Genomic DNA, 388 nt, shown 5'->3' on the forward strand with positions numbered 1-388 from the left:
CGCGTGGTGCGCGTGGCGGCGGCGCCGGAACCGACCTATGCGCTGCGCTGCCGCGATCCGCTGGTGCTGGCGCGCTGCGCCTACCAGCTCGGCAAGCGCCACGCCCGGCTGCAGGTATGCGCCTGGGGCCTGCGCATGCGCGCCGACCCGGCGCTGCGCGACCTGGTGCTGGAGCTGGGCGCCGCGGTGGAGGAAGAGCTGGCCTCGTTCGAACCGGAAGCGGACGCCTGCGCCGCCACGCTTGCAGGCGCCGGCAACCGGCCGGCAACGCTGCCGCGGAAACACCGTCGCCCGGTCGAGGTGGACGGCGCCTGAACGTCCTTGGGCACACACTAAGTCGGTGCTCACGCGAAATGTCACGTAGAATCAGGCATTACCAAGTGTCCAG

General features: G+C 71.4%; 1 pseudogene. It reads left to right on the top strand.

Annotation, left to right across the window (positions count from 1 at the left end):
* Positions 1–315 (top strand): annotated as a pseudogene (locus tag B2R83_RS19395) (urease accessory protein UreE); the annotation flags it as partial.
* Positions 316–388 lie beyond the last annotated feature (73 nt).

It is taken from the genome of Massilia sp. UBA6681 (assembly GCF_002454935.1).
In the GTDB taxonomy this organism is placed as follows: Bacteria; Pseudomonadota; Gammaproteobacteria; order Burkholderiales; family Burkholderiaceae_D; genus Telluria; species Telluria varians.